Genomic DNA, 26,680 nt, shown 5'->3' on the forward strand with positions numbered 1-26,680 from the left:
AGCGAAACGAATGTGAATGCTTGACGACTACACTCCCAATGTATCGTTCAAAGATAGATTTCGTGAGATGTAGACAAAATAACACTCCCACCCATCTCTCCCGGGTAGGAGTGTTTTTAGTTTTCAGCCGTGGCCAATCCTTCTAACTGATCACGCTTTTCTTCAAATTCTTCATAGAAAGCATATACATCAGATACGTATTGATCACTGCGGTTATAGTTAAATAACGCTTTTTTAATATCGCCTTCTGCCGCCCCACTTCTTGATAAATAGTGGGCTGCTGAATAAATCGCATCTTCAATGTCAAATGGATCGGCAACACCATCCCCGTTCGCATCGACTCCGTATCCCCCGTACTCTGCAATTACTTCTGGATTCGTTTTATCTTGTTCTGGAATATCCCCTTGCCCAAGCCCCGAACAACTCGGATGACTCCATCCGACAAATGTGCAAGGCATAAATTGCATATGCCCCTCTGCCCCTACTGGGGAAATAAGTGTAGACATCGTCGAGAAGCGGGTTTCGATACGGTGTACCGCAGCAAGCAAAGTCCACGGAATATCGTATTCTTCCGCTGCTGCTTGGTAGATTGTAATGTATTCAGACGGCATCGTTAAACCACCTGTTAAATCTTGGACTTCATCTATGACGACATGTGCCGCTTTTTGGATGAGTCCGCTTTTTTCAAATGTGAAAATGAGAACCGCGAGTGTTCCATATAGGACGACCGCTACAGTCGCTAATAAAAAAATGAGCCGTTTCAAGAAGGATTTTTTCTTTTTTGGACCGGCCATTTGAACACTCCCTTTCTCTGCTTAAGATTGTTGTAATTTTTTCATATCTTCAATAATTTGACTGAAGTGTTCTTCGCGCGTCCCATCAAATTGAACGCCGCCGTATGTTTTCACTGCCACACCATTTTGATCGACTAAAATGAAAGCCGTCCCATGAATGACTTGATCGCTTTCTGGGTCATCGATGACGATTTGACGGAATGAATCAACGGCAAATTTCTCAATAAACTCTTGTGAATAACCGGTCAACATTTCCCACTTCGACTCATCGACCGGATGATAGCCTTCTAAATATTCTGCAAGGCGCTCAGGTGTATCGACGGCTGGATCCACGCTAAATGACACGATATGATAATCTTCAAGCCCTTCTTTTTCCATCATATCTTGCAATTCCGTCATATTCGCCATCATCGGCAAACAGACTGTCGTACAATTCGTGAAGACGAACTGCGCAAGCCACACATCACCTTTCAAATCATCGAGCGAGACTTTTTCTCCGCGATGGCTATCAAATGTAAAGTCCTCTATTTTATACTTATGATCAGGTTTGAAAGCGCCTGGTGCACAAGCTGCTAAGACGACTGAAACGAACGCAATGACCACTAATAAACGTTTACGCATATAAAGCCTCCAATAAATTTCTGTATTCATTTTAACATAGAGTGAAGTGAATGACGAGATAAGTTAATTCTCCTCTATTCTCATGTAAATGTGTGAAGTTATGATGAATAAACGACTTTTTCTTTCATGCTTTCTTCATCAATCGTTTCATAGGATGATTTTTTCGGAAGAAGCGACTATAATGAAGAAGAGATTAATTAATCGAGGTGACTATTTTGATAGCAACTGTACTCCCTTCATTCGTTTTAGGAACAACGAATAATGTTTTTATGGGATTTATCGTATTTTGGATATTCGTCCTACTCGGTCTCTTTGCGATCGGTGGATTTTTTATGTTCCGGAAGTTTTTAAAAGTGTTGCCGAAAGAAGACGGCATGTCGACATTGGACTGGGAAGAGCATTATGTGAATGAATCGCTTCACTTATGGCATGACGAGGCGAAAGAGTTACTGGAAGAGTTCGTCAGCCCTGTGCCTGAGTTATTCCGACCGGTCGCCAAGCAAAAAATTGCTGCGAAAATTGGTGAAGTTGCGCTTGCAGACGGTGCTTCTAAAATCGAATTTAAGCATATGTTAGAAGGGTATATTACCGCAACACCAAAACGTGATCATAAGTTTTTGCGCAAACGCTTAACGGAACTAGAAATTGAATTCAGTCAATATGAATACTTATTTGAACTTGCGGATAAGTAAAAAACAAAGTCGATAGAGACAATCTCTACTCGGCTTTGTTTTTTATCGTTTCGGCTTCAATTGTTGGAGACGTTGAATCATTTGTTCTTTCGACGCATATCCGAAATGCTTCAACAAATCTTCCGGGTCTTCTTGAACACTTCGCTGCAATAAACGGAAATAACGCAATTCCGAGCCGCGCACATCGAGTGATTCTCCCGCAGTCGCCCGCTCCACGACTCGCTCTACCGTCCGCTCGCTCATCGGTTCATTCATGAGACCGCGATCGGTAAAGTAAAGCGCATGCCCTTCTTCCCACTCAAAATCAAACAATTCTGCTGTTCGTTTCGCATAATGCTGTAAATCTTCTACTGTTTTATCCATTAAATCAATCCATTGAAATGTTAAATTTTTTCGCAATAAAGCGAGTTTTCGTTCTTTTTGGTCAAAATGTCCCCAGCGTAAATTTTTAATTTCGGCTACTTTCAATCCTGTATCGATCATCAATTGGACGATGGAGCGATTGCGAAAGGGGAGCCACTCTTCATAGCTCGTCATGGCAACTGGTTCTTCATAATGATGATACACCGCGCTCACTTCGGTCATCGAAGGAATCCGCACTTCTACTTGGTACGGTTGTGTATGCAAAATAGCGGATTTAAAATCTTCTTCAATGATATGAGCGACTGCTAAATAGTGAACGAATGAGCGCAAAGACGAAATTTTTCGTCGCACAGAAGTCGGTTTAAACCCCGCTTCTAGTAAGACGTCTTCATAATGGATTGCAAAATGCCTGAAATCTTCACTTGTCACATCTTCAATACGCGCTTCATCTAACGCTTGCGCTAGCTGTTCTAAATCGATGCGATATTGTTTCAACGTATGAGGGGACTTATTTAAATTTCGTAAATGAAATAAATATTGTGCGATGGCTTCTTTACACTGCATGTCCATTCCTCCTTATGAAAAAATCAATAGAATGCGCAATTAGCGCACCTATTGATTGACTAACTGTTGATATTTTCGATACATCCCGATGCGCCATGACACGATCATGCCGAATGCGAGCAAAAAGAACATACCTCCAAGCTCTCCGACATCGATTGATGAACTGAGCACCATTTTCGCCACAACACGCACGATGAGTAACCCGACTAAAATGAGTAAAAATGCACGTGACGGTTGCACGTAAATTTGATCGCCTTCTTTTCGAAAATTCGTCGTTTTAATTAAAATGAATGAAAACAATACACCGACGCCGAACGCTTCAATGACTTGAAGCCACGGTACACGAAACTCTTCAAAGACGAACATCAACATCCCGGTCGACATGAAAAGGGGTGGCAAAATAATTTTTTTAGCGGTGATTGGACGCTTCGCAATTTTTTGACGCACAATCACACTCATTGTTCCCATTACTAAAAAGAAAATGGTCGATCCGATAATGAGAAAGGATGGCGGTAAATCTTTTAAAAACGATGGAATAAAGTCAACGAGGCGCATGAATGATTAGTCCTCCCATTGCTGTACTTCATCGAGACGTTTCATAAGTTCGTCGCGTTGAACGAAACGTGCAAAACGAGCATATTCTTTGCCGTGTAAAAATAGTAAAACGACCGGTGCTGTGAACAGCGAAAACTGTCCCGCAATCTCTTGTACTTCCGACACGTTCACCTGGTAAAATGGAACGTCTGGATATTGTTCTTGGAGCGGTTCGACTTGCGGTAATAACCCGTCACAAACTGAACAGCCGTTAATTTTTACGAATAGTAATAGTTTCGGTTGTTCTTCTAATAAAGTAACCCATTCATCATACGATGTAATTTTATGCATCCTTAATCCTCCTAAACGATTCATCTCTTACATCATACACGATACACGACAATTGTGAACGATGACGTAAATATTCACGAAAGATGATAATTACGATCATTTTACCAAAAACGTACACAAATAGCGTTTCTTATGCTCAATCTTTTAAAAAACATAGAGAAATGAGCGCTATTTTCGCTATGATCGTTCTCCTATGGTCTTTTTCCTACACAAAAGAAGGTACAGCAAAGTGCTGTACCTAAATACTTCTCTTTTTTAACTTTATGAAATTTTCATTTTAGCTTTTACATGATTTACTGACAAATCCGAAATACTTAAAGGAGAATAGTTGAAAGGTTTTGCTATACTTTCAAATTTTTAATCAACGAGTCCATTTTGGAGTTGGTACATTTTGTAATAAAGGCCTCGCTCGCTTAACAGTTGTTGATGCGTGCCTCGTTCGACAATTTCACCCTGGTGTAACACGAGGATCAACTCGGCATCTTGAATCGTACTGAGTCGATGGGCAATTGCGATCGTCGTACGGCCTTTTCGCATTTTTTCAAGGCTCGCTTGAATCGCCACTTCCGTTTCCGTATCGATATTCGCTGTCGCTTCATCGAGAATTAATATTTTCGGATCCGTCGCCATCGTTCGCGCGAATGCGATCAATTGACGTTGTCCGCTTGAAAACGTCGAACCGCGTTCGGTCACATGTTCTTCATAACCGTTCGGTAATTGTTCGATGAAATGATGCGCTTGGACGAATTGTGCCGCTTCTCGCACGGTCTTATCGTCCATTTCTGGATGGTGCAAGCGAATATTGCTTGCAATCGTTCCGTAAAATAAAAACGGATCTTGTAAGACGAGTCCGACTTTTTCACGCAATTGGGAAGCAGGATACGACTTGATTGATTGTCCGTCAATTGTGATCGACCCTCGTTCAAACTCGTAAAAGCGCATCAATAAATTAATGATGGAACTTTTCCCGCTTCCTGTATGGCCGACGAGCGCGACCGTTTCGCCTGCTTGCGCAGTGAACGATATATTTTTCAACACGTCTCGTTCCCCGTCGTAAGAGAAGGATACATCTTTAAATTCAATGACGCCGTCTGTAATTGGCTTTGTCGCGGTGCCCGTTTGACTCGGTTCTACTGTCTCATCGTCCATTAAACGAAAGACGCGTGAAGCGGAGACGAGCGCTTGTTGGAAGATGGATAAACGTTGCATCACTTGTTGGACCGGTTGGAATAAGCGCCCAAGCAATGTCGTAAAGGCGTAAATAACTCCGACATCGATCGCTGTCTCCATAGAAGTGAACCCGAAATATCCGAGCGTGACGACAATCGCCAACGCATACAATAAATCAATCGCAGGGCCAAGCAACATACTGTCGAATTTAATGTTGCGTAATCCTGCTTTGAAATGATTGTCATTAATTTCTTTAAATTCATCCGCCATACGCGCTTCTTGGCGGAATGTTTGAATCATGCCCATACCCGAAATCGACTCTGCAATTTTCGCGTTCAACTGACTGAGCCTTTCTCTTAAATCCGCATAAAAATCCGCACTATACTTCCGGTAAATCGTCATAATTCCTAAAAAGAACGGAAGGAGTAACAGAGCGATGAACGCCAGTTTCACATCTAAGAAAAAGAGTGCGATGTATACCCCGATCAGCGTTAAAATCGATGAAATGAATGTGACGATGACACTGACGAACATTTCTTTAATCGATTCCGTATCATTCGTCACACGCGATACGATACTTCCTGCTGGTGTCGCATCGAAATAACGCATGCCGAGACCTTGCACTTTCGTAAATACGTCGATGCGCATTTGTTGAATAATTTTGAGCGCGATATGTTGGAAGCGAATCATCTGAAAATAACTAAAAACGACAAGCATTAATGTAATGCCGACATAGAGCGCAAATATCGTGATTGTTTCCTGTTTTGGAAATTGCATCGGCGTGATGAAATCATCGATAAACCGCTGAATAATTAGCGGGCCCGCAATTCCACCTGCAATCGATAAAAGAAGCATCGTCATCGCGATTGCGACTTCCTTTTTATGAGGGGCCACGTAAGCGAATAGACGCTTAAATACTTGCCATTGTTCACGCGCTGTCAATTTAATCGTTTTTTCTTCACTCATGCGAACCACCTCCTTGTTCTACCGATTGTTCGAGTTGCTGCAACATGTACATATCGTAATAATGTCCTCGTTGATCCATCAATTGTTCATGCGTTCCTTTTTCGATGATTGTTCCTTCGTCGAGGACGATAATTTGATGCGCATGTTGAATCGCGCTTAAACGATGGGACGTAATAATATTTGTTTTGTCCTGGCGCGTCTTGCGTAAATTCGTTAAAATCGCTTCTTCTGTACGCGCATCTACCGCAGATAAAGAGTCATCTAAAAGCAACAACTCAGGATCCATCAATAATGCTCGCGCAATCGACACACGTTGCTTTTGTCCGCCAGATAAACTGACGCCACGTTCTCCGACGAGCGTGTCATATCCTTCTGTCAAACGTAAAATGTCTTCATGAATGAAGGCCAGTTTCGCTGCTTGTTCAATTTGTTCGACATTCGTCGCTGGATTCGTGAACGCGATATTGTCTCGAATCGTGGTAGAAAATAAGAAATGATCTTGCGGTACATACCCGATCGATTCTAATAAACGTTGTTGACGATACGCATCAATCGAGTGTCCCGCATACGTAATCGTTCCCTCATATCCTTCAAACTCCCGCATTAACAATTTTAAAATCGTCGTTTTGCCCGAGCCTGTTTTTCCGACGATGCCTAACGTTTCGCCTCGCTTCAACTCGAATGAAACGTCGTGTAACGTCGTTTCTTCCGCTCCTGGATAACGGAATTGTTTCACGTCGAAATGAAGATCTCCGACAGGACGTTCGTCGATTGCATTCGGTACGTCAACGATTTCTGGCTCGACATCGAATAATTGTTGAATTCTCGTATACGACGCACTTCCTCGCTCGACGATGTTGAACAAAAAGCCAAACGCAAGCATCGGCCAAATGAGCGCTGCTAAATACGTACTGAACGCAACAAGATCACCAATTGTCATTTGTCCATCGATGATGAAGCGCGTTCCGAAAACGAAAGATAAAATGTAGGACACCGCAAAAATTCCGCTAATCGTTGGGTCAAATAAAGCATCGACGCGTGCGACACGCATATTTTTTTCGACGACTTTTGTCGATAAATTCGTGAAGTCCTCAATATCTTGTTTTTGTTGTCCAAATGTTTTAATGACTTCAATTCCTGAAATACTTTCCTGTGTTTTATCATTCAAATCCGAAAACGCTTCTTGTGCGTAACGGAACCGATCGCGAAGTAAACGACCGTAATAACTCGTCAGTAAAATCATGATTGGAAGCGGGATGAGCGCGATAATCGTTAATTTCCAACTAATCGTAAAGCCCATCGTCAAAATGACGACCGTTCCGGTTACAAGTGAATCGACGAGTGTGAGTACTCCCATACCTGCTGTTTGTTGCACGGCGTTAATATCGTTCGTCGCATGAGCCATTAAATCTCCGACACGACGCTTTTGATAAAAGGATGAAGACATTTTCGTAAAATGAACGAATAATTGCTCACGTAACGTGCGCGCTAAGTAAACAGCCGAACCGAAAATCATCACGCGCCAAAAATAACGAGCGACGTACATAATGATTCCCGCGATGACTAAAATGATGAGCCAGCGCGTCAGTTGTTCGGACGTCAACGTATTGTCCGTTACCCCATCGATGACGAGTCCGATAATTTTCGGTGGAATTAACGCTAAAAAAGCGACGAAAATGAGCATACTAACCCCAAAAATGTATTGTTTTTTACGCTGTTTAAAAAACCAGCCTAATTGTTTGACGACATTCAGAACAATCCCCTCTTTCTTTCATTAAAATTAAAAAAGCTTGTCCATTTTATCATGAACAAGCTCTGGAGTGGTATTTTTAGCGTTGTAAACGACGGGCCATTTGTTGAACCGGGTCCCAAACTCCGTTAAATGGTGGCGCATAACTTAAATCTAAATCGAGTAAATCCTCCACCGTTAATTGTGCGTACAATGCAGTTGCGATGACATCGAGTCGTTTGTCCACACCCGCTCCACCGATGATTTGAACGCCGAGTAAGTGACGCGTAAACGTATCATAATAAAGCGTTAATGTCATTTTATCACCGCCTGGATAATACCCAGCAATCGCATTGGCAGTTAGCGTAATGGAGTCATAATCTCGATTCGTCGCTTGAAGTGCTCGTTCATTTAATCCCGTACCGCCAATGGCATAATCGAAAAATTGGAAGATCGACGTGCCGACAATCCCTTTAAAGCGGGCATCTTCTCCACACATCGCAAGACCTGCGACACGCCCTTGCTTGTTCGCGGTCGTTCCGAGTGGGATGTAGTCGTGCTTTCCGGTTAGTCGGTTGAAATGACTTGCACAGTCACCTGCCGCATAGACGTCTGGAATTGTCGTCTCCATCTGCTCATTTGTCACAATGGCGCCATTGCGTAATGTGTGCAGTTGCGGAGATTGTGCGAAAGCTGTAGCGGGGCGAACACCGAGTGCTAATACGACATAATCTGTCGCATACGCTCCGTTCTTCGTCGTCACCTTGCGCACGACGTCTTCTCCTTCAAATCCGATTACTTCTTCATTCAATAACACTTCGATGCCATGTTCTCGTGCTTTCGTTAAAATCGCTTCCGAAATTGAGTCGTCAAAATTTTTCGCTAAACGGTCGCCTCGTTGAATGAGTCGGACCTTTTTGCCAGCGAGCGTTAACGCCTCTGCCACTTCCAGTCCGATGTACCCTCCACCGATGACTGTTACATGTTGTTTTTCTTCAATGGCTGCGACGAGCTGTTTCGTCTGTTCAATCGTCTTAAATACTTGAATGCCTGATAAATCGCTATTTCGAAGCGAAGGCACGAGCGGATGGGCACCTGTCGCAATCAGCAATTTATCGTAGTGCACTGTAAATGTTTCGTCCGTTTCTACATGTGTGCCATGCACTTCTTTCTTTTCGTAATCAATCGATTCAACGCGATGATTCGTGCGTGCATCGATGCCGTAACGGTCTCGAAATGTTTCGGGAGAACGTGCGATCACACGCTCTGCATTCGCAATCCGTCCATCAATGACATACGGTAAACCGCATTGTCCGTATGAATAAACGGTTCCTTGTTCCAATGTTGTTACTTGCGCTTTTTTATCATGACGCACAATTTCCATTGCAGCACTCATCCCTGCTGCATCACCACCGATTATGACATAATGGGTCAAAGTTTTCTCCTCCTTGTTAGTCATGTTGGAAATAAGGATTGTTTCTAAACCCTTTCCATAAATCCGTTTGTTCGACATAGCTTGCGGCGCGTAAAAGTAAATGATCATTCCCTTTCATCGCCATAAGCTGAATTCCAATTGGCATGCCTTCTTCATCGGACGCGACCGGCAATGAAATGGCAGGTTGCCCTGTTAAATTCGCAAGTTGTGTAAAAGGTGTATACGTTAAACTTGGCAAAAACATTTCATAAATCGCATCTTGACGCTTGTCGTTTGTTTCCGCGCGCAACATGTCTTCTTGTAGCTCGGCAATACGTGATGCATCGAGGGTTAGTTCACCGATGCGCGGAGCCGTGTCAGCGGTCGTGGGCGTCATGAAATACGTGTAAGTGTCATGTAGACGAGACATGTGACGGGCAGCATCGTCCCAAGCATGCAAGCTTTCCACATATTCTCGCGCCGTAATAAATTTACCAGCTTCTGCGAGCATCCAACTTTCAATTTCTACATGATCGAGAGTAATCGCATGTCCCGCTTGGCGTTCAAGTTGATGGAACAGATGAGACATTTCTCCACAGTTCATCGCATAATAATGACGCATTAATGCCTCACCATCAATCGGCCATTCCACTTCCTCCGCGATATGCCCTTCTTTTTCAATGAATTGCACCGCTTGTCGCACTGCTTCCTTTGCTGTTTCACTCACCGGAGTTCCGACAGGCGAAGTGAGCGTGTAAGCGAATTTCATCGTCTTTGTCGGTTCTCGTCGCAAAGTATGTAAATACCCTTGTTCATACAATGGACTTTGGAATGCTGCATCTGGTTGAATCGTTTGTAAAATATCGAGAGAAGCCGCAGCGTCTCGCACTGTCCGGGTGAGCACAAAATCGATGGCTGCCCCTTGCCAATTACGTCCGACTGATGGGCCTACCGGTGTTTTTCCGCGACTCGGTTTTAAGCCGACGAGCCCAGTGAAAGAAGCAGGTATGCGAATCGATCCACCTCCGTCACTCGCTCCAGCAATCGGCACAATTCCACTTGCTACGGCAGAGGCCGCTCCTCCTGAAGAGCCCCCTGAAGAACGTGTATGGCACCATGGGTTTCTGGTTGGCCCATGCAAGCGTGGTTCTGTTATATTTTTCAATGCAAATTCAGGTGTATTCGTAAATCCAGTAAATACGAATCCTGCTTTTCGTAACGTTCGGGTGTAATTTGCTTCTTCTGTCGCGATATGCTCTTTGAATAGCGTAGAGCCCGATGTCAATCGTGCACCTTTAATGGACTGAGAAATATCTTTCAGTACAAATGGGACACCACTGAGTGGGCTTTGTCCTTGAATTGACTTCGCTTCTTCCAATGCTTGTTCATGGCGATGATGGACAATGGCATTCAGTGGGCCATTTACTTTTGTTTGTTGCGCAATGCTCGCTTGTACGAGCTCTTGTGCGGACACTTCTTTTGCTCGCACAAGCGCTGCTAATTCAACGCCATCGTATTGAATGTATTCCGTTTGTTTCATCGTCTGAATCTCCTTTTGAAAACTTCCTTTAATATTGTTCTGCGTCTCATTGCTTTTAGTTTAGCATAATTTCCTAAAATTGCTTCTTTTTAAGCTGTAATCCTCCCGTTTAATATTTTTCATTGTAAAAAATGGATGAAAAAAGAGTTTATGCAGGACTGCATAAACTCTAATGTGTACAACGGTAACCGCCCATTTCATTGATGAACTTCTTCACACTCGGTGCCCAGTGGCGATTTAAATGGGACGGATCATTCGCCGCTCCGATGGGCGCATAGACCGCGCCGAGCTGTTCAATCGTTTTTAGTCCACCCTTATTCATTAACCGAGAAATGGTGCGCGCTGTTGCATCTAATCCTTGTTCAAGTGAATTGTAACGAATTAAAGTCGACCAATTCGTCTTCGGATTCATCATACCGCCTGGATTGTTATATTCGAGAATCGCTTTACTCGTTCCATGTCCCGTTTCGTGGATCGTAATTGCTGCAAAAATAACTGGATCAATACGGTGCTTTTCAGCGATGCGGAGAATGAGAGGACCTTGACCTGCCAGTTTTCCAGATGCTTCTAATTTTTTAAAGAAAGCATCATCGATTGTATCGCTACAAATCAGTGAGACATGTTCTGGACGTTTTCCTGAAATCTGGGGTGTCAAAGCTCCCCCTGATGTCCGTTCTGGATAAATGACAGTCGGTGGACGTTGGCGTTTCCATAACTCATTCATTTCTTCGTCAATCACTTTCAACCGTTCAATGTCTGCTTCATATTGTTGCGTCACCTTTTGTTGTTCCGTTGTCAATGTATGGAATGATTCTTTTAATTGAGCGACGATTTCTCGTTGACGCTCTTCATGCAATTTGGCGAAATCTCGTTGCACTTCCAGTAATTCTTTCGACGTTTCAATCGCTTGAAGCGCTTGCTGTTCGATATATTGTTGTTCCTCGATTTCTTCCTTCTCTTCATTCATCGCCGTCATCAAATCACGGTCTACTTGCAAAAATAAATTCACTCCTTCAATTCGCTTAAAGAAGTCTAAAATATTAGACGCTCCGAGTAAAATGTCGACATAATTTAACTGTCGATCATGAATTTGTAAGGCAATGAGTCGCTGATCGGCGATTTTTTTACGCTCATCATATAGCGCTTGTACCTCGGCTAGTTCCTCTTGAATTTTGTCTAACACATCGAGTTGTTCTACCAATTTTTGCTCTGTTTCTTGAATGTTTAGTTCAATCATTTGGTGTTCTTTTTCGAGTTCATTTAATGTTTCTAATTTCTCATTCAGTTGCTGTTCTTTTTGTTCAACTTTGCGGTCGAGGGTATCCTTTTCTACTTGAAGTTGAAGTTTGCGTTGTTCGGTTTGACGTTGATCCAACTGCAATTCTTTAAAAGAAACAGCATGAGCGAGCGGTAATTGCGCACTTATTAAAAATAGACAAGTGAGCCAAACGATACGAGTTCGCATCCTTCTTCCTCTACCTTTCCTTTATACTTATGACTAGTATACCATTAAGCGAGACGTTGAATGATGAAAATGATGAGAAATATCACGAGCACAAAGGATGAAATACGCAATGATTTTTGCAAATAGCCGTTCATTCGCTTACTATTTTTCGAAATCGGCTGTAATTTTCCTCTTTTTGATTCAATGGCTCCGTATTTACGATCCGTCACTTTTTGTAAACAATCTTCACAGACAGAACGCCACTCGAACTGTTCTGTCACATAGTGTTTTAGTGGACCTGTCGTGTCCCGACCACATTCCGAACATCGTCTCGTATCCATTTAAATCCCTCCTACATACATAAAAAATCGGACTGCATCACGCGCAATCCGATTTTGTTCTTATTTATTATCTTATCATGTTACAAGAAAAAGTTCATGAGAACGACGGTGAGCATACCGGCGATGACGGTCCAAAGGAGACTTTTTGTCCAGAAGCCGATGATGAAAGCAACGACAGTGCCGACGAGGTGTGCAGGATTCCACGTTTCACCTTCCCCGAGCGGTACGATTTCTTGGACGAGAATCGCTGTCAAAATCGCAAGCGGGATATATTTTAACCAATTCATAAACCAGTTCGGTAAGTCTACCTGACTTAAAATTGTAATCGGTAAAATACGAGGTAATGCCGTTACGATCATGCTACCTATGATGATGAGGAAGATGGTTGAATCGATCGCCATTTTTCTACCCCCATTCCTACGATAGCTGCAAGTGATGCTCCGACCATCACATTTAAACCGATTGGTACATACGGTGTACTTCCAATTGTGAAAATAACCGATGCGAGAATGACAAAAATATCTGTGCGTAAATTCGCCTGCGACGATATTTGTAAGACGAGTAAACCGATGAACATTCCAGCAAGCGCAAAGTCGAGTCCAAATGTCGATGGGTCGGTAATCCATTTCCCTAAAATTCCACCGAGCAAATTGGCAAGCACCCAGTTCGCATATGCGGTAATATTTAATCCTTGCATCCAGTAATAGTTGATTTTTCCACCAGAGCGGGCCATTTGGTTAGCCGCAACACCGAATGTTTCGTCCGTTAATAAAAAGCCAGTTCCGACATTTTGCCATGTCGTATTATTTTTGAATGCTGGTGCGAGCACGGCACTTAATAAAAAGTGTCGCATATTAATAATAAACACTGTTAAAATAATGGTAAACGTAGGAGCCCCCGCAATGAGTAAGCCTGCGACAACGAACTGACCGGCACCTGCATAGACAAGTAAAGATAATAATAAAATTTCAAAAATATTTAATCCTGCCGTATATTCGACAACTCCCGCTGCGAATCCGACGCTCAAATAACCGAGCACGGTCGGCATACAATCTTTCACCCCGAGCATAAATTGATCGCGGTTCGTACATACTTGTGTCAACTCGTTTCCTCCTTCTGCATATTTATACTGATATATAACATGATAATAGAATAATATCTCTAATTCTCAATGTCAATGAATGAATAAATATACAGAATACTTTCACGATTAGCACAGACTCTTTTATTATTGCAATCATCAATCGAAATATACTGAATAAATTGATTTTTATTTTGAAAGCGCTACATATAGATGATTCGAATGTCGAAATATTGCCTGAACGATTGTTTAATCCAAAAAATTATTATTTCTACAAAACATTAAAAATACAAGGCTGTAGGAGTTTCATCATTCCTACAGCCTTGTATCCCATTAAATCTTTTTTACAAATTGTGTTTTCAGTTCCATTGCACCGAAACCAGGCACTTTACAGTCAATGTCATGATCGCCTTCTTTAAGACGGATGTCCTTCACTGTCGTTCCTTGTTTAATTGGGGTTGAACTGCCTTTTACTTTTAAATCTTTAATGACCGTTACCGTATCCCCGTCTTGTAATATATTGCCGAATGCATCTTTGTAAACAGGTCCTGCCTCTTCTTCTGGGGCAGCGTTTGGGTCCCATTCGTGTGCACATTCCGGACAAACGATTAAATGACGGTCCTCGTATGTGTATTCACTGTTACACTGTGGACAGTTTGGTAAGCTCATGCCATTCACTCCTTTTTTGTTAATCTTGTTCAGTATACTCGGTCTCTTCACTTTTAGCAAAAATGCCTGTTTTATAACAAATAATCATTTCAGGGTCGACATTGATAATTTTCTCAAGAGATTCTGACGCTTCTTTTAAATCGAGAGCGGTGTTCATGTCTCCTACTGTAATGTAGCTTTTTTCTTTTGCTGCCGCTTCGCCAGCGATGATGATGTTTTCTTCCGGGCAATAAATCGACGTATGTCCAAGTGTTTGGCCAGGAGTCGCGATTACTTCCGCGAATGTTTCGACAGGTAATCGATTGCCATCCGCTATCGTGCGGTGAATTTTGACAGGTGGAATACTCGCGAGTGCCACCATATATTGTGCCGCAGTTTGTTCTTGTAATTCGTCTTCTGCTGCTTCTAATAATTGCTCCGCTTGTTCGATTTTAAACGGCTTTTTGCGTCCGTCGATAAAAGGGGCTTCTTCAATCGATGTCATAAATTTTGTACGCCAATATTTTTTCTTCCATTCGGCTGCGGCACCAATTGCTTCATCGTGATGATGGGTAAAATAAACGGTTCGTATCGTTTTTGGTTCGATGCCTTCTTGTCGCAATGCGTCTTCTATGAGCGGTAATGAACCGGGATATCCTAAGTTAATGAGTATATGTTTTCGCTTTCCTTTAATAACGGTCGGGTATAAAAAATACGGTCGATTTTCATATTCATACTTAATTTTCAATGGAATTATCATAGACATAGTGATCCTGCTTTCTTTTTTAAAATTCTTCACAATTTGTTCATGTCATGTTCATGTTCAAAGCGTTACGATAGAAGGAACGCTTCGTTTCTTGACAATTAGTTTAATAGTCGATACGATATCTATCGATTATGTGTGAAAAAAGATTGAAATATCGGAAGGAGTATTAGCGTGAGTAAGCAACGTGTAAAAAAAGAACCATCGCTTTTCGCACAAGTAGTGAAAACGGGGATTATTAAATCAAACTTAATTCCGTTGTTCGCTGGAGCGATGATGGCCCTTTATCGAATGGACGCTCCTTTCAGTGAGTACATTTATCATTTATTATTTGCGGGAATCGGTTCCGCTCTCATTATTGGTGCAGCCGGCGCTTTTAATAATTTATATGATGCAGATATTGATGCGATTATGGATCGTACGAAAAATCGACCGACTGTCACTGGTGCTTTTTCAAATCGGAAAGTATGGACCATTGCGATTAGCTTTACAGTCGTCGGAGCGGTTAGTTTATACTTCGCTTCGATGCTGGCGATGATACTCGGGTTGCTCGGATTGTTCCTTTATATTTTCCCTTATACCATTTGGACAAAACGTCGAACGATTTGGAATACAGAAGTGGGAGCTCTTTCCGGTGCGATGCCTCCACTAATCGGATGGACCGCAATTACGACCGATGTGAATGACATCGGCTTATGGGCATTATTCGTCGTCATGGTTCTCTGGCAAATGCCACATTTCTATGCGATTGCTGTTCGCAAACATGACGATTACAAAGCAGCGCATGTACCGATGCTTCCTGTAGCGAAAGGGATGCCACGTACATATAAACAGACTCAATTCTACTTAATTTTGCTCGTGTTATCAAGTTTTCTTTTCATCCCAATCAGTTATTTTATTACGGGACTTGCGCTCATCCTCTCCCTTATCTGGTTGTATATGAGTTATACGAGTTATCGAAAGAAAGATGCATATGGCTGGGCGACGGTCTTATTTTTCTATTCGCTCATTCATTTAACCGTATTGTTTACAGCCATTATTATTTATACCGGCATTCAATTGATGATCTAGATGAAAAAATGCTGCACACGTCAAAACGTAGTGCAGCATTTTTATTTTCTTTTTTCTAATTCATCCACTCGACGCTCAAGTTGCTCTATTCTTTGTTGCAAAGCGTGATTTGATGTTGTTGCTGGCCGTTCTTCCTCTTGTGACGCCTCATGCTCTTTAATGCGCTTCATCATAAATGTATACACGAAGTAAGCCACGACTAAAGGGCCGATAAATAAAACGAACAACCCAATGAGTAATAATGCATTCATCAATCGAACACCTCTTTCACAAAATATTTTAACGAGAGATTGTGAAGTTTTATACAACTTTGTGAATGCAATATGTGACAATCGAAATATTTTTCAAATCATAGAAAAGCTGATACATTAAAGTGATAGACAAAAATAGCCATCGCAACGAAGCGATGGCTATTCGTAAAGGGTGTTAATTGTGAAACGTTGGATTCCTTTTGTACTACTCGTTATAATCGTAACGTGGAGCTCTCATCAACCAGCAGGACCACCTGTTGTGAATGACAGTGAACCAATCGTTCAGTTCGCTTGGTTACACAACCTCCACATTACATTTTGGGGCGGAGATATTTCGACAGAGACGCGTGGAGTCAATGGTTTATTACGCTTTATTGCGCGCAAAATGATGCATTTCTTTTATTTTGGCGCAATTGCGCTCACGGCACTTTATGCGACTCGTCATTATGCTCTCGCCTTCTTCATCACTGTGCTTGTCGCTTGTTTCGACGAATGGCATCAATCATTCATCCCTGGCCGGGGAGGTATGATGCAAGACGTCGTGCTCGACAGCGCAGGTGCTTTCACGATGTTAGTCCTCTTCGCGCTCCTCCAAAGACTGCGGAGAAGGACTACATAGGAAGCACATCATACTGGGGATCATGCTTCGCTTTTCTCGCAAATTGCGTAGGCGTCATCCCCGTTTCATGTTTAAACTTACGGCTGAAATAAAATTCATCATCATAGCCCACTTTATGTGCGATATCTCGTACGCGATACACATTGCGCGCGAGTAAAAATTTCGCCATCGTAATGCGGCGTTCCGTCACATAAGCCATCGCGGTCATACCGTAACGCTCTTTAAACAATTCATTCAAATGATTCGGACTCATATAGAAATGGTCTGCCATTTGTTGAAGGGTTAAAGCTTCTGCAAACGATTGATCGATATATTCCCGGATATACTCCATTTGGTGGATGCATTGACGACTGCGACGATCTTTATGTTTATGAATAAGGTAAATAAAATCAAACACTTCTTTTTGGAATAATAAAGGCTGATTTAACGCGCGAATGTCTTCAATGCGGACTAAAGCGGACTTTAACTTATCCGGTGTATATCGAATAATTGGCCAGTTCAATACATCTTCTTCTCCGACGAATTGGAACGCATACAAAGCATATTCCGCTCCGCTTTCTTGTCTAATGTCCACCAATTGACTATCTTTCTCAACCGTGTAACATTCCCCTTCTTTAAATTGAATCGAATGCGTCGCAAATTGCACGACAATGGATCCTTTAAAGACAAAAAGTAAATAATGATCTGCTGGATTCCACTTTTCCTTTTTCTCAAAGTACATATTTTTCACCTCCATTTATTGATAATGATTCTCACTATCACGAATTATAACGGACTTTTCACACTTTTTCAACATGAAAAAACACCCCTTTACCTTATTTTTGCAAGGCAGAGGGGTGTTTTTGGATTATTGCACAGTAATTGAATGGATTAATATTGTTCCTTCATCCGTATCTCCAAAATAAAGACTAAGTTTTGTCACATGTTCGAAGTCAATATCGACAAATCGTTCTAACGGTATTCGAACGGAACGAATCGGTGTGTAACGAGACCAACGGAGTTCACCTGCCTCATTTTCGTGTAAGCCACCCTCTTCGATTTCAATGGCATTTAATTGTTCAGGTAAGCGAGCACGTCCTACATTTCCTTCTTCATCTTCAAGCTCTACTGCAAAAGCTTGGTGCAAATAAGGCTTATTACGTTCACTCGCTGGACCTAAAATAAAGTTGACGGTCAACACTTCATTTCCGACAATATTTTGAAGCAATGGTTCAAAGTCGATGGATGCGCTTTTCTTCAACCAATCTACTTTTAAGAAAGAGCGTTCTTGAATGGTCCCATTAGGATGTAAGCCAGTTAATAAAGGAATGCTAGCTTCTTTTTGGATAAGGGTATCTTGGACAAGTTCCGCTTTCGTTTTCTCATAATGAACATTTTCTAAATCTACTTTTTTAGGATCTAAAAGAAGACGTGTTCCTTTTAATTCTGCTGTCAACAAAACGTCTTGCCCATACATGCGGTCAGGCTGTGATTTCGTTTGTAAACTGCGAATTAAAGATGTTTCCGTTCGATTTAAAATTCCTAAAAAATAATCGGTCACATACTGTTTGAAAAATTGTTCCTGTTCATCACGTTTTAATTGATGACGCAATTCGAAGTTCGTTCCGTATTCTGCTACGTCATTGGTCGTCAATTTCGTATTAAAGTAATGATGATTGCCTCTTTTTAATAAGGTGATTAATTTTAAAGCAGACTCACTCGACAATTCATCATACATGGCATAGCCGTCATATGTTTTGACGATGCTATCATATTCAGAAACGATGATCGCACGGTCCACTTCTTCTGGCCATTTCGTTTCTTTTTCTACAAATTGTGGGGTGACAGATAATAAGGCATCGACTTTTATTTTATTCGCCTGCATTTCGTTCGCTAATTCAAAGACGTATTGACCTGTTTCTGTAAAGCCGACGATGCCAATTTTATCAGGATGTACTTTTTGAGAGAACGGATTGTTCGCTTCACGTGAGCGCGCAATGACCGTTTCAATCGTTGCTTTCATCATTTTGCGAACGCGTTCTCCTTCATCCTCGTATGTTTGGTCGAGTGGAAATGCAGCATGCAAATCAAGTGATAATCCGACGACTCCATTCGCCGCGAGATGACCAATGACATAATCATATCCTGCATACAAGTCTTCCGCATGTTCATATAAATCTGAGCGCCCATGTCCCATAAAGACAATCGGATATAGTTTTTTCTCTTCAGGTACGCTGTAAGAGCCACGCATCGGAAAACTAAAACTTTCTCCACTTTCTAATTGAATCGTATGCGTTCCATAATCGAACGAATGAATCGCAAGAGCATCTGTCCCATCCACATGCATACCAATCTCATTCGGATCGAGGATAATCTCTGTTCGTACTGTATCTGTTGTACAGCCAGCTACGAGAAGTAGACTCGCTATACAAAGCGTCATTAACCAATGGCGCAAGTTCGTTCACCTCTCTTTTTTACAATAATGAAAGTATACCATCTTTTGAATGAAATACTCTACCATATCGAAATCGTTCGAACATAATGCTATAATAATAAAAACAAAATATTTTGAAAAAGGAAGGTGGAATTAGCATGGCTTTATTTACGATGGAAATTGCTGGTGTATCTCGTCAATTACCAGTCATTTCAGTAAATGATCAATTGCAAATCGCGACATTAAATATTTTAGGTGATTGTGAGCTCGTTGAAGCATGTGCACGTGCCTTAGTGGAGAAAGTGACACGTCCTGATCTCATCGTCACAGCTGAAACGAAAGGAATCCCACTCGCTGCGGAACTCGCTCGTTTATACGGTATGTCACACTTTATCGTCGCGCGTAAAGAACATAAACCGTATATGCAAACAAGTCTTTCACAAGAAGCAGAGGGATTGACATATGTGCTGGACGGTCAAGATGCCAAACGATTAAAAGAAAAACATGTTCTCGTCGTCGATGATTTCGTCGGTACAGGGCGCGCCATTCAACTGCTCGAGCAACTCGTGCGCGACGCCGGTGCAAAAACGACAGCGAAAGCGAGTATCGCCGTACAAGGAAGTTCGGTTCAATATGATGATATTACATACCTCGTACACATTCCGCTTATTCGTAGTTAAAAAAACGTGTGACGTCAGATCACTTCTGATATCACACGTTTTTGTATTAACCTCTTTTTTTACGACGTTTTGCCAATATAATAATTCCACCAACTAATAGAAGAATTAATAAACCGAAACCGATGAAAAAGAGTGGCCATTCATTTGTCTTTTCTTTCACGACAGATTCATTATTTGCCGAATGATGTCCTTCATAAATAATCGTTCCTACTGTATTGACGATTGCATGTGTGCTTTCTCGTTGGTCTTGAACGAAACGGTCAATCCAATGAAAAGAAGCAATATTCGGTCGCATCGTATCGATATAAAATGCTTGTTTTTCCGCATTCCAAGGACTTGCTTTCGCCGTTAATACGAAGTCTTCCGTCCCTTCTAAAAATCCAAACGCTGCACTTTGCCAACGCTCCTCTACGATTTTAAAATCAAGTTGCTCCGCCTCTAAGTAATGATGAGGCTGTATAAAAATAACATGTGCATTTTGTTTTAATGATTCTTCCACCTCATCAGCAGTACGGAAATAGGTCATCGAATCATTTAAGTGAAAACGTTGCACTAATGTATCGATTGCCTCTTCACTTACATCTGTCCAAGAAGGGAGAACGACGACAGTTTCTTCATAAGCGAAAGGATACGGATAACGAGAGAAAGATACCGCATCAGTTGGTATAGCACCGTTTGCAAATTGAATTGCTGACTGTTTTGGATCAATTTGTACCCATAGATTACGGTCTGTTGAAATACATGGATCATTGACGCGTAGGCCATTACTTTTCAATTGAAGTGTAAATTTGGAGTCACGCATCAGTTGCTCGTTTGGAATGGTAACTTCTATAAACTCAGATAATGAATTTTCTTGCTTCGTTTTTAATTCCACCGGATATAAAAACTCATTAATCGCAACGATTAATTCAGCTTGTTCATTCGTTCCAAACTCTTCGTTTTGCTCAAGTAGTGATGATTTTTGTAATTGCAGTTGAATCGTCGTTTCCCCATTCATTGGTAAGGCATACGGTAAAGAAAGGATGTATTTCGCACTTTCCGTTGTAACGGAATCGAGAATGACTGGTGCAATATTTAATTCTGAAAAGGTGAAGCGAGTTTGTGCATTGTTTTTCTCAGGCAAGGCTCCAATAGATAAACGCTCTTGAGATAACTGTTTGCGCCATGTTTCGTCGTATAAGACGGGAAGCAACTGCTCTAATTGTTCTGCGTCATCTGCTAAAGCATATGCGAAACGTTCATCGATTCTGCCTAATTGCATTTCCCCTTCTATACGTTCAACGCTTTCCAAACGTTCGCGAATGGGATCATCAAATTCGTCATACAATCCGACGATTATTTGTTGATTACCTACTGCAGGATCTGTTGTGATGACGACTTGTTTAGATTGTGTTGCCAACTGAGCTAAATGAGCGCGCAAACGCATTGCCGCAGATTGAACAGAGGACGACGTTTTTGTAGGAATGACAATTGCGGTCACTTCATCTACCATCGGCGTATATTCTTCTGTCCAATTTTTTAACGACTTCGTATAGTGTCGTTCGTATCCATTCAACTGAACATGCGATTGAAGATGCACCATCATCCAGTTCGATGTTGTCTGTTGATCGACACAAACTCCTTGTAAAATCACTCCGTTAAATTTGACACGCACTGTATGCGTACCATGCTTTTTCATTGAATCTTGTAGAGGAATCGACCATTCGAGTTTCGGATCAGCTCCTTTTTGCAAAGCACGGGTTGCGACGAGCTCACCGTCAATTTCGACTGTAATAGCAGATGGTTCGATCAATTCAGTAGAATGTGTCAAAATAAGCTCTAAATTAGCACTTTCTGCTTGTCCTTCAATTGTATAATACATCGTATGTTCACTCGTCGGCCCATACAATTGAATTGGCTCAAACGATAAAGGTAAGTCGACGCGTTCCGCTGCATGGGCGGTCGTCCATGAGAAGCTCAAGACGAAAACAGTAAGGAATAAAATACGTTTAATCATGTGTACACCGCCTTATTTTTTCTTATTATCAAATCGTTCTGTTTTATACCAAGTCACTTCTTGTTTAAAGAGGACGCGTTTCATTTCTAAATAAAGAGAATAAATGACGAGGATAATCCACATTTGCGAGTACGTAAAGTACATGGCGATCACGTGGAAAAAATTGCTCGTATTCATCTCGGTCGTCTCGATACTGAGCGCGATCATCACTTCTGCGATAAAGAGTAAGAACGCGAGCCCCCATAAGACGAGGGCAACATTGCCGATCGATAAGTTCAAATCATAAAATAAATTAATGATAAATAAACTATTCGACAAAATAACACCGAAGAAAAATAAAAAGTACGTGAAGAAAAAGTAAAACAAATCAAAAATAATCGATTTTCGTTTCAATGTTTTAATTTGACTTAAAAACTTTAACACGACATATTGATTGCCTCGCGCCCAGCGTGTCCGTTGCTTCCACCAAACATTCAATGTTTCTGGCTCTTGTTCCCACGTAATCGCTTTCGGGAAGAAACGGATGTGATAGCCCTTTTCATACACACGAATCGTTAACTCCGTATCTTCTGCGAGTGCCTTCACGTCCCAACCGCCGAGCTCTTCGACGACTGAACGTCGTATCGCAAAGTTCGTTCCGGGAATCGTCGTTACACCGAACCAATACCAACGCCCTGCTTGTGCCATCCATTGAAATGTGATCGTTTCAATATTAATAAATCGTGTGAGCCACGTTTCTTTCGCATTGACGACACGAAATTTCCCGACAATTGCTGCCGCTTGTTCATCATTTAATAAGCCCATCACTAAATACCAAACCGACATTTTTTCAGGGGTATTGTCCGCGTCGTATACGACGATCACTTCCCCATCTGTTTGACGCAATGCCTCGTTTAGTGCACTCGACTTCCCTTTTCCTTTATTCGGTGGTTCCGTATCAATCACACGAATAAACGGATATTTCGCCGCATATTCCGCTGCAATTTCTCCTGTACAATCCGAACTGTTATCGTTAATGACGACAATTTCTAATAATTCTTTCGGATAGTATAGTCGCTTCATCGCTTCTAATGTTTGGCGAATGACGACTTCTTCATTATGTGCCGGAATAAATACATTCACTTTCGGCAAGTCGACCATATTCTTTTCCCACTTCGGTATTACTTTTTCGAAAGTCGCGAAATGACGATACCCGCCTTGCATTAAAAACATATGGTACAAAAGCATCGACCATATTAAAATGAGCGCTGTATAAAAGAGTATATTCGCCATTTAACTGCTCCTTTCCCGGAATAATCGCTTCCGTAAACGCATGCGCATCCGCACGATGTAAAAAATAAATAACGTGACGAATGTTGCGACGAGTCCGACTAATATCCATAATACAGTTTCCGTCGTTTTGTTTTCCCAAAGGTAGAGCCATTGATCGTAAAACGGCTTCGTTTTCGTCACTTGAATCGTGCGGTCTTTTGAAAAAGCAATCGCCATCGTCTCGTTTTGTACCGTCGTTTCATACTCATCCCACTGAATCCACTGTATGCCGCTCGTTTGATTCATCTTTTGAACAACTTCTTTTAACGGGTCTACTCCTAAGTACGGATGATACGATATCGATAAAACGCTCGCTGGTAATTCGATCAGCAATTGTAATTTATGTTGCCACGTTCTAAAAATAGATGTCTCATTTTGTTGCACAAAACCTAATGTTTCTGGATAGAGAGTTAAATTTGGTAAGCCATCAATTGTCGACGGTAATATATGTTGAACTTTTCCGATATGACTCGATGTTAAAGGACCGAAATATAAGTTGCTATAATGTTGAATCTGTTTATATCGTTCGTAAGAAAATGTTAAATCTTCCGTTTCAATCGCAAATGGATACAATTTTTGATGAGCTAAATAACGAATCGCCCAGTCCATATTAGAGATAGAAGTATTTAAAATAATACGAGCGCCATCTTGTTGAAGACTTTGTAATAATTGTAGTAATTTTTTATTTTGTTTGAATGCGTGGTTTTTAATTTTTGTAGGGTTTAATTTGACGGATAATAAAATAGGTACATGTTGAGATTTTAAATATTGCGTAATCGCTTCAAGTTGCTCTACATCACTCGTCGCATCGATGCCTTCTAACCGAATAAATGCGGGATGCCCTGATTGATTTTGATATAAATTATTTAAAAGGCGATTGAACGTGTATTGCTTCAAACCTTCTACTCTAGTGGAAGCTACATAATATATGTCATATCCATTCGATACGATATATGGATAACAGTCACCGTAACGCTCCCCTTCTACAATGGTTTGTAAATATTTATTCGGTACGACCCGTTCAATCGATAAACCCGATTGCATTGGCTCCCCTTGTAGAGAAAAAATTTCTACCGTCCCATCTGTCTCAAAACTCGACCAAATGTTTTTCGTTTCAGGAATGTTTCCAATTAAAATCAGACGGCCTTCATAAGTAATAAATTGTTGTTCGAGATGTTCTGGCAAAGGAAAAGATTGTTCACTGTAAATAAAAATCGTATCGTATCTCCCGAGTGTTGTGACATCATACGGCTTTCGCACAACGAGCGACTCGTCATAAGAGCGGATTGTCGTTTCCATAATAAAGCTGTCATCTGTCCTCGTGTCCGAAGGATCGATGAGAAGACTCGCGGAGTGAGCAAATGTCGGAAAGTGAAAAATCGCGAAATATAAAAAAAGGAAAAAGAAAACAAATGTTTTATAGTTCACTACTTTTCAACTCACTTTCCATCATCGTCATCACTTCTTCACGTGTCACTTCGGATAAATCATACGTATACTGACTCACATGATAAGAAAGATCAACTTTTTTTCCATTTAATAAGCGATGCTCACTTAGTCGCTCTTTTAATTTTCGCTGGACGACGAGTGCTCCTTCCTCGGCCGTATGCGGTAATAATAGAACGAAGCGATCAGCAGCGATACGATATTTGCGGTCTGAAATTCGCATCATTTCTTCCATCCCATCGGCTACCATGCGAATCATATTATTGCCTTCCAACTCGCCGTACAGCTTATAAAACGCATGAAAATGATCAATTTGCAACATGATTAACGTAAAAGGTTCTTCATACCGTTTCGCTCGACTCATTTCAGAACGCATATCAAACAATAAACGAGAGCGATTATCAAAACCTGTCACAAGATCAATCGTCAATAAAGTTTCAAATTGCTCAGCTATTTGTCGATGTTCTTCATCATAACGTTCTACGAAACGATGCATCGCTCCCGCTAAAATGACGATCATAATTAAAATGAAAGAGACGAGAAAAAAAGTTTGTATTGAAAAAGTATGCAAAGAAGGAAAAAATGTCGTCTGCGTCAAATGCGTGAAAAAAAGCGCAGAACCGAAACTAAAAATATAAAATAATGTCATAATTAAACCGAGAATCGTTCCTTTTATAAAAGTGATGATGACAATTGTTATAAATAACACACTTAAAATAAGATGACTCGACGGATCATCTACAAGTAAAGGAAAGAAAAAAATAGCGATGAGAAAAAACAAAATAAAAGCGAGCGTAATTTGAATACGCTCTTTACTCCACGTTGTCATAGGCCACCTCCTGTTCAAAAATTAAAAATAATACATGATCAAAAACGTGTAAATCTCCCGTCTTTTCATCGACGAATTGCCCTTCATACCCGGGCATTGTACTTTGCATAGAACGTAACTTGGCATACAATTGCTCAGCAAATCTTTGATCCTCTTGGCGAAGCGCTACGAGCCCTAACAAAGCATATTGTGCAGGCGATTCAAATGTAACGAGCGGATGATTAGAGCGGCTTATCCGTCCTGGCAGACGGCTTTCTGTCATAAATTGCTCGCGCCATGCGTCATACAACTGTCGTTCTCGACTTGTCCAATCGGCACGATACAACAACGTATATGCGATATCGATGCCATTTATTTCTTCATCGAACTCATATTGTTCTTCTTCGATCAGAAAACGAGTCGGGGGATACATTGTACCGTCAGTCGGTTCCTCTTTGCGACCTTCCACCCACCGTTCTACTACAGTAGATTCCAACCATCCATGCTGAGCGAATGTGCGTAAAGCATATTCATTATAATAACTCGTCGTTTGAGTGTTTCCCTCTTTATTCATTGTTAAATCATAAAAATCAGAGAATTTCCCATTTTTTACTTGATACTTGGAGAAATGATGAACAATTTTTTCTCCAAATGTGTAATATTCATCTTTTTCCCATTTTTCAAAGGCGCATAAATACGCATAGGCGATGCGTAAATCATCGATACTCGCTGTTGCTTGTTTCCATACTTGTCCGTCTCGTTGCCAATAAACCGCTCCCTCTTTTGTCATCCATCGATGCACAGTCTCATGGAGTCGTTCAAAAGAGGTTTTATCTCCAATGCGGACTAAATACATCATCCAAAGCCCGAGTGATTCTGATAAATATTCATCTTTCCGGTCTGTTCGATTCGTCCGTAATTCTCCTTGATCATTCATTAACTGCTCACGAACGAAACGCTCTGTTTCTTGGGTTGTATAAGGCTCACGTGACATCGGCTCAGATTCAGTTGGAGCGCAAGCGACTAAACAACAAATGAATAAAAATTGAATGACTCGCATATATTTTCCC

At 41.3% G+C, this 26,680-nt stretch carries 27 protein-coding genes; 4 read left to right on the forward strand and 23 right to left on the reverse strand.

Annotated elements, in window-relative coordinates:
* Positions 1-116: 116 nt before the first annotated feature.
* Both IRY55_RS04135 and IRY55_RS04140 read right to left on the reverse strand, forming a co-directional pair.
* Positions 117-794, reverse strand: a complete 678-nt coding sequence (locus IRY55_RS04135) for a lytic transglycosylase domain-containing protein (RefSeq protein WP_194561979.1) — start codon at positions 792-794, stop codon at positions 117-119.
* A 21-nt stretch (positions 795-815) separates the two neighbouring features.
* A complete protein-coding gene (locus IRY55_RS04140; RefSeq protein WP_194561980.1) occupies positions 816-1,415 on the reverse strand; it encodes an SCO family protein in 600 nt (199 codons plus the stop codon).
* A gap of 269 nt (positions 1,416-1,684) precedes the next feature.
* On the opposite strand from IRY55_RS04140, the gene IRY55_RS04145 reads away from it, so the two are divergent.
* Entirely contained in the window at positions 1,685-2,107 is a 423-nt protein-coding gene (locus IRY55_RS04145; RefSeq protein WP_194562385.1) for a DUF2621 family protein, read from the forward strand.
* A 42-nt stretch (positions 2,108-2,149) separates the two neighbouring features.
* On the opposite strand, the gene IRY55_RS04150 is transcribed toward IRY55_RS04145, so the two are convergent.
* From IRY55_RS04150 to IRY55_RS04210, 13 genes are all read right to left on the reverse strand, one after another.
* On the reverse strand, positions 2,150-3,034 hold the full coding sequence (locus IRY55_RS04150; protein ID WP_194561981.1) for a tyrosine-type recombinase/integrase: 885 nt from the start codon (positions 3,032-3,034) through the stop codon (positions 2,150-2,152).
* Positions 3,035-3,082: 48 nt separating this feature from the next.
* On the reverse strand, positions 3,083-3,589 hold the full coding sequence (locus IRY55_RS04155; RefSeq protein ID WP_194561982.1) for a CcdC family protein: 507 nt from the start codon (positions 3,587-3,589) through the stop codon (positions 3,083-3,085).
* Between the two features lie 6 nt (positions 3,590-3,595).
* Entirely contained in the window at positions 3,596-3,919 is a 324-nt protein-coding gene (locus IRY55_RS04160; RefSeq protein ID WP_194561983.1) for a thioredoxin family protein, read from the reverse strand.
* Between the two features lie 357 nt (positions 3,920-4,276).
* A complete protein-coding gene (locus tag IRY55_RS04165) occupies positions 4,277-6,055 on the reverse strand; it encodes an ABC transporter ATP-binding protein (protein ID WP_194561984.1) in 1,779 nt (592 codons plus the stop codon).
* A complete protein-coding gene (locus tag IRY55_RS04170) occupies positions 6,048-7,808 on the reverse strand; it encodes an ABC transporter transmembrane domain-containing protein (RefSeq protein WP_268920774.1) in 1,761 nt (586 codons plus the stop codon). Before IRY55_RS04170 ends, IRY55_RS04165 begins: the two co-directional genes overlap by 8 nt.
* 76 nt (positions 7,809-7,884) lie before the next feature.
* Complete coding sequence (locus IRY55_RS04175) at positions 7,885-9,243, reverse strand: FAD-dependent oxidoreductase (protein WP_194561986.1); 1,359 nt, start codon at positions 9,241-9,243, stop codon at positions 7,885-7,887.
* Entirely contained in the window at positions 9,236-10,738 is a 1,503-nt protein-coding gene (locus IRY55_RS04180) for an amidase family protein (RefSeq protein ID WP_194561987.1), read from the reverse strand. The genes IRY55_RS04175 and IRY55_RS04180 overlap by 8 nt, the downstream gene beginning before the upstream one ends.
* A 169-nt stretch (positions 10,739-10,907) precedes the next feature.
* A complete protein-coding gene (locus IRY55_RS04185) occupies positions 10,908-12,203 on the reverse strand; it encodes a coiled-coil domain-containing protein (protein WP_194561988.1) in 1,296 nt (431 codons plus the stop codon).
* A gap of 44 nt (positions 12,204-12,247) precedes the next feature.
* Complete coding sequence (locus IRY55_RS04190; RefSeq protein WP_194561989.1) at positions 12,248-12,523, reverse strand: hypothetical protein; 276 nt, start codon at positions 12,521-12,523, stop codon at positions 12,248-12,250.
* A gap of 80 nt (positions 12,524-12,603) precedes the next feature.
* A complete protein-coding gene (locus IRY55_RS04195) occupies positions 12,604-12,924 on the reverse strand; it encodes an AzlD domain-containing protein (protein WP_194561990.1) in 321 nt (106 codons plus the stop codon).
* On the reverse strand, positions 12,888-13,625 hold the full coding sequence (locus IRY55_RS04200) for an AzlC family ABC transporter permease (protein ID WP_235961011.1): 738 nt from the start codon (positions 13,623-13,625) through the stop codon (positions 12,888-12,890). Before IRY55_RS04200 ends, IRY55_RS04195 begins: the two co-directional genes overlap by 37 nt.
* A 312-nt stretch (positions 13,626-13,937) precedes the next feature.
* Positions 13,938-14,273 carry a zinc ribbon domain-containing protein YjdM gene (locus IRY55_RS04205; RefSeq protein WP_194561991.1) on the reverse strand — a complete coding sequence of 112 codons (336 nt, stop codon included), beginning with the start codon at positions 14,271-14,273 and terminating at the stop codon, positions 13,938-13,940.
* A 19-nt stretch (positions 14,274-14,292) separates the two neighbouring features.
* Positions 14,293-15,018, reverse strand: coding sequence for an MBL fold metallo-hydrolase (locus IRY55_RS04210; protein ID WP_194561992.1), 726 nt, complete (start codon positions 15,016-15,018; stop codon positions 14,293-14,295).
* A gap of 153 nt (positions 15,019-15,171) precedes the next feature.
* Here IRY55_RS04210 and cyoE point away from each other — a divergent pair, with 153 nt between their 5' ends.
* Positions 15,172-16,086 (forward strand): heme o synthase, encoded by a 915-nt coding sequence (gene cyoE / locus IRY55_RS04215; RefSeq protein WP_194562387.1) that lies wholly within the window; start codon positions 15,172-15,174, stop codon positions 16,084-16,086.
* Between the two features lie 41 nt (positions 16,087-16,127).
* Here the strand turns inward: cyoE and IRY55_RS04220 are convergent, their stop codons facing one another.
* Positions 16,128-16,340: a hypothetical protein gene (locus IRY55_RS04220; RefSeq protein WP_194561993.1), complete on the reverse strand. Its 213-nt coding sequence runs from the start codon at positions 16,338-16,340 to the stop codon at positions 16,128-16,130.
* Between the two features lie 178 nt (positions 16,341-16,518).
* Here IRY55_RS04220 and IRY55_RS04225 point away from each other — a divergent pair, with 178 nt between their 5' ends.
* The gene (locus IRY55_RS04225; protein ID WP_194561994.1) at positions 16,519-16,956 is read left to right on the forward strand and encodes a VanZ family protein; all 438 of its coding nucleotides are present in this window, start codon (positions 16,519-16,521) and stop codon (positions 16,954-16,956) included.
* Here IRY55_RS04225 and IRY55_RS04230 read toward each other — a convergent pair.
* Both IRY55_RS04230 and IRY55_RS04235 read right to left on the reverse strand, forming a co-directional pair.
* Positions 16,949-17,677, reverse strand: a complete 729-nt coding sequence (locus tag IRY55_RS04230) for a helix-turn-helix transcriptional regulator (RefSeq protein ID WP_194561995.1) — start codon at positions 17,675-17,677, stop codon at positions 16,949-16,951. The two genes, IRY55_RS04225 and IRY55_RS04230, sit on opposite strands and share 8 nt — an antisense overlap.
* Positions 17,678-17,803: 126 nt before the next feature.
* Positions 17,804-19,390 (reverse strand): dienelactone hydrolase family protein, encoded by a 1,587-nt coding sequence (locus tag IRY55_RS04235; RefSeq protein ID WP_194561996.1) that lies wholly within the window; start codon positions 19,388-19,390, stop codon positions 17,804-17,806.
* A 137-nt stretch (positions 19,391-19,527) separates the two neighbouring features.
* Between IRY55_RS04235 and IRY55_RS04240 the strand changes: the two genes are divergently transcribed.
* Positions 19,528-20,049 carry a phosphoribosyltransferase family protein gene (locus IRY55_RS04240; RefSeq protein WP_194561997.1) on the forward strand — a complete coding sequence of 174 codons (522 nt, stop codon included), beginning with the start codon at positions 19,528-19,530 and terminating at the stop codon, positions 20,047-20,049.
* Positions 20,050-20,095: 46 nt separating this feature from the next.
* On the opposite strand, the gene IRY55_RS04245 is transcribed toward IRY55_RS04240, so the two are convergent.
* The 5 genes from IRY55_RS04245 to IRY55_RS04265 form a co-directional block, all read right to left on the reverse strand.
* Positions 20,096-22,045, reverse strand: a complete 1,950-nt coding sequence (locus tag IRY55_RS04245) for a cellulose biosynthesis cyclic di-GMP-binding regulatory protein BcsB (RefSeq protein ID WP_194561998.1) — start codon at positions 22,043-22,045, stop codon at positions 20,096-20,098.
* Between the two features lie 12 nt (positions 22,046-22,057).
* Complete coding sequence (locus tag IRY55_RS04250) at positions 22,058-23,317, reverse strand: glycosyltransferase family 2 protein (RefSeq protein ID WP_194561999.1); 1,260 nt, start codon at positions 23,315-23,317, stop codon at positions 22,058-22,060.
* On the reverse strand, positions 23,318-24,655 hold the full coding sequence (locus IRY55_RS04255) for a DUF2334 domain-containing protein (protein ID WP_194562000.1): 1,338 nt from the start codon (positions 24,653-24,655) through the stop codon (positions 23,318-23,320). It lies immediately after the preceding gene.
* Positions 24,656-24,773: 118 nt separating this feature from the next.
* Entirely contained in the window at positions 24,774-25,631 is an 858-nt protein-coding gene (locus IRY55_RS04260) for a GGDEF domain-containing protein (RefSeq protein WP_194562001.1), read from the reverse strand.
* Positions 25,615-26,670, reverse strand: a complete 1,056-nt coding sequence (locus IRY55_RS04265) for a glycosyl hydrolase family 8 (protein ID WP_194562002.1) — start codon at positions 26,668-26,670, stop codon at positions 25,615-25,617. Before IRY55_RS04265 ends, IRY55_RS04260 begins: the two co-directional genes overlap by 17 nt.
* Positions 26,671-26,680 lie beyond the last annotated feature (10 nt).

It is taken from the genome of Savagea serpentis, assembly GCF_015351395.1.
In the GTDB taxonomy this organism is placed as follows: domain Bacteria; phylum Bacillota; class Bacilli; order Bacillales_A; family Planococcaceae; genus Savagea; species Savagea serpentis.